At 69.5% G+C, this 2,961-nt stretch carries 3 protein-coding genes; 1 reads left to right on the forward strand and 2 read right to left on the reverse strand.

Translation table 11 applies throughout. The features are described 5' to 3' along the window. Positions 1–38: 38 nt before the first annotated feature. The gene (locus AB0J67_RS28925; RefSeq protein WP_363486674.1) at positions 39–1,130 is read right to left on the reverse strand and encodes a glycoside hydrolase family 11 protein; all 1,092 of its coding nucleotides are present in this window, start codon (positions 1,128–1,130) and stop codon (positions 39–41) included. Between the two features lie 376 nt (positions 1,131–1,506). Between AB0J67_RS28925 and AB0J67_RS28930 the strand changes: the two genes are divergently transcribed. Continuing rightward, positions 1,507–2,442, forward strand: a complete 936-nt coding sequence (locus AB0J67_RS28930) for a fructosamine kinase family protein (protein WP_363486676.1) — start codon at positions 1,507–1,509, stop codon at positions 2,440–2,442. A gap of 75 nt (positions 2,443–2,517) precedes the next feature. Here AB0J67_RS28930 and AB0J67_RS28935 read toward each other — a convergent pair. Continuing rightward, a partial coding sequence (locus AB0J67_RS28935; protein WP_363486678.1) for a cellulose binding domain-containing protein occupies positions 2,518–2,961 on the reverse strand: 444 nt, incomplete at its 5' end.

The raw sequence follows: 2,961 nt of genomic DNA on the forward strand, positions 1-2,961 counted from the left end.
CGCCGGCCGAGGGCCGCTCCAAGGTGGAGCGGCGCGGTTCAGCTGCAAGCGGTGCCGTTGAGGGAGAACCCGGTGGGCCCGGAGCTGTTGCCGGTGTGGGTCGCCTGGAACCCGATCGTGGTGGACCCGCCCGGCGGGATGGCGGCGTTGTAACCGACGTTGGTCGCGGTCACCTGGCCACTGGTCGGCGAGTAGGTGGCGCTCCAACCGGAGGTGATGGTCTGGCCGGAGGCGAGGGTGAAGCGAAGCGACCAGCCGTTGATGGCCGTCGAACCGGTGTTGGTGATGGTGATGTTGTCGGTCAGCCCGTTGTTCCACGCGTTGAGCGCGTTGGTGACCCGGCATCCGCCGCTGCCACCCGGCGAGCTCGACGGGCTCGGCCGCGGGCTGGCGCTGGCCGACGCGCTGGGGCTGGGCGGCGTCCCGCCCTCGCTGACGGTGATGGTCGAGCTTCCGCTGCTCTGGTAGCCCTCGGTCGCCATGATCTGGTAGTTGTGCGTGCCCAGCGTGAGGCCGAGCCTCGACCACGCGTTGAAGTGGTTGGCAGTGGTGATGGTGCCGCTGGTCCGGTGCTGCTGGCGGACGCTCCAGTACTGGTAGAACGTCGCGGTGCCGATGATCGACGGCTGGTTGACACGCTGGGTGCGGTAGATGTCGTACGTGGCGCCATCGGTGGTGACCGAACCCAGCCGGGTCGTGCCCGTGCTCGGGTTGTAACTGCCGAAGTCCTCCACGACGTAGTACTCGATGAGCGGGTTGGTGGTCCAGCCGTACAGCGCCAGGTAGCCGTTGCCGTTGGGGCTGAAGCTGCCGGAGTAGTTCACCGTGTGGCTGGAGCCGGGATTCCAGCCCTTGCCGACGACGGTGTTGTTCATGTTGCTCCACTGGACGCTGTACTGGCCGGCCGCACCCAGCGTCATGGTGACGTTGCCGCTGTCCTTCCAGTACGAGTAGAAGAAGCCGTTGTGCCAGCCGGTGGAGTTCGAGGTGATGGTCCGATCGGCCTCGGCGTGGGCCGTACCGGACACGATGATCGAGGCAGCCGCCAGCGCCACGGCGCAGAGGCCGCCGATGAGCGCGTTGACCCGGCTGCGACTGCGGGCCAAGGGGTGGGACGGGTGATCGTTCACGCGAGTGCATCCTTCGGGAAAGGGCAGCCAGCGGGCGAGGCTGCGGGACTCGATTCGGTGCTGTCGGGGGCCGCTGGGGCGGGCGGCCGGCACGGAGCAGCGGAGCGCGACGGTGGCGCGTGGGCGTGGTCCGATCGACGGCCGGGTGCCAGGTCGTGGCCACGGCCGAGGACCGTCGATAGTCGACAATCGTCGATGCCCGCAGTATTGGACCGTCCGACCGGACCTGTCAACAACTTCCGGAAGTTTCCGGCGGACCGTGGCTGTCTCCACTCCACCCCATGCGCGGAAGCAGTCCCGTGACCACGTCTCCCGCGTCGCAGTTTCACTGCGACGCAGAAAGATCGCGACAACACCGCGGTCTACAGTGATCGACATGACGCCAGCGAAAGTGCCGAAAGTTTCGGTGCGGGTGCACAAGGAGGAGCCTGTCGTGATGCGCTCGTCGACGCTGCTGGAAGCCCTGCTCCGCAGCGGCATGCACGATGTCCTCACCGTCGAGCCGACCGCGGGCGGGCAGGCGGCGCTCGCCGGCATCGCCACCCGCCGGGAGGCACCGCCGGTCTTCGTCAAGTCCTTCGCCGAGCCACCGGCCGACGATGTCTTCGTCGCGGAGGCCGAGGGACTGGCCGCCCTGCGCGACATCGGCGGCGCGGCCACGCCCGAGGTGCTCCTGGCGGACCGGGACCTGCTCGTGCTGTCGGTGCTGCGGCCCAGGCCGCGCAGCGAGACCTTCTGGGAGCAGTTCGCACACCTGCTCGCCCGCTTGCATACGGGCACCGTCCACCATCGCTTCGGATGGCACCGCGACAACTGGCTGGGCCGCCACCGCCAGGTCAACACCTGGAACGACGACGGCTTCGCGTTCTTCGCACAGCACCGACTGCTCCGGTGGCTCGGGCAGCCCCGCGTCGACGCCGCGCTCGACCGGGCAGACCGGGCGGCGCTGGAGCGGCTGTGCCACCGGCTCCCCGAGCTGCTGCCGGACCGCCCGGCCTGCCTGACGCACGGCGACCTGTGGGCGCAGAACATCCTGGCCACTGCGGATGGCCGACCCGCGCTGATCGACCCGGCGGTGTCCTATATGTGGGCCGAGGTCGACCTGGCCCATGTGTGGACGACGGCACCTCCGCCCGAAGCGCACCGCTTCTTCGCTACCTATGCCGAGCTGACCTCGCTCGACAGCGACTGGCGGAGCCGTATGCCGATCATCCAGCTTCGCCAGCACCTTGCCGTGCTGGCCCAGTTCGACGACGACTGGGGCGCGGCCGAGCAGATCCGCGCCACCCTGTCGCCCTTCCGGCACCGGTGAGACCCGTTCTCCTACCGGCCACCGCCAGGCAGACGGGGTGAGGTCTGCTGCGCCCCCACCCCGTCGTCGCGTCGATCAGGCGATGACGCAGGTCGCGCCGTTGAGGATGAATGCGGTGGGCCGTCCGGCGTTACCGGTGTGGTTCGCCTGGAAGCCGATACTGACGGATCCGTTGGCCGGGATGGCGGCGTTGTAGGCCAGGTTCCTGGCGGTCACCTGCCCCGAGGTCGGCGAGTAGGCCGCGTTCCAGCCGGAGGTGATGACCTGGCCGCCGGGCAGGGTGAAGACCAGGGACCAGCCGTTGATCGCGGCGTTGGTGGTGTTCGTGACGGTGAGGTTCTCGACCAGGCCGGTGTTCCAGGCGGTGATGACGGCGGACACGCGGCAGGAGCCGGGCGGCGCGCTCGGGCTGGGCGAGGTACTAGGGCTGGGCGGGGTGCTCGGGCTGGGCGAAGTGCTCGGGCTGGGCGGGGTGCTCGGGCTGGGCGAAGTGCTCGGGCTGGGCGGGGTGCTCGGGCT

The organism is Catellatospora sp. NPDC049609, assembly GCF_040675365.1.
Taxonomy (GTDB): domain Bacteria; phylum Actinomycetota; class Actinomycetes; order Mycobacteriales; family Micromonosporaceae; genus Catellatospora.

Excerpts from the sequence above, each read along its gene's own strand:
- AB0J67_RS28930 (WP_363486676.1), top strand. The coding sequence starts at position 1,507 with ATGACGCCAGCGAAAGTGCCGAAAGTTTCGGTGCGGGTGCACAAGGAG.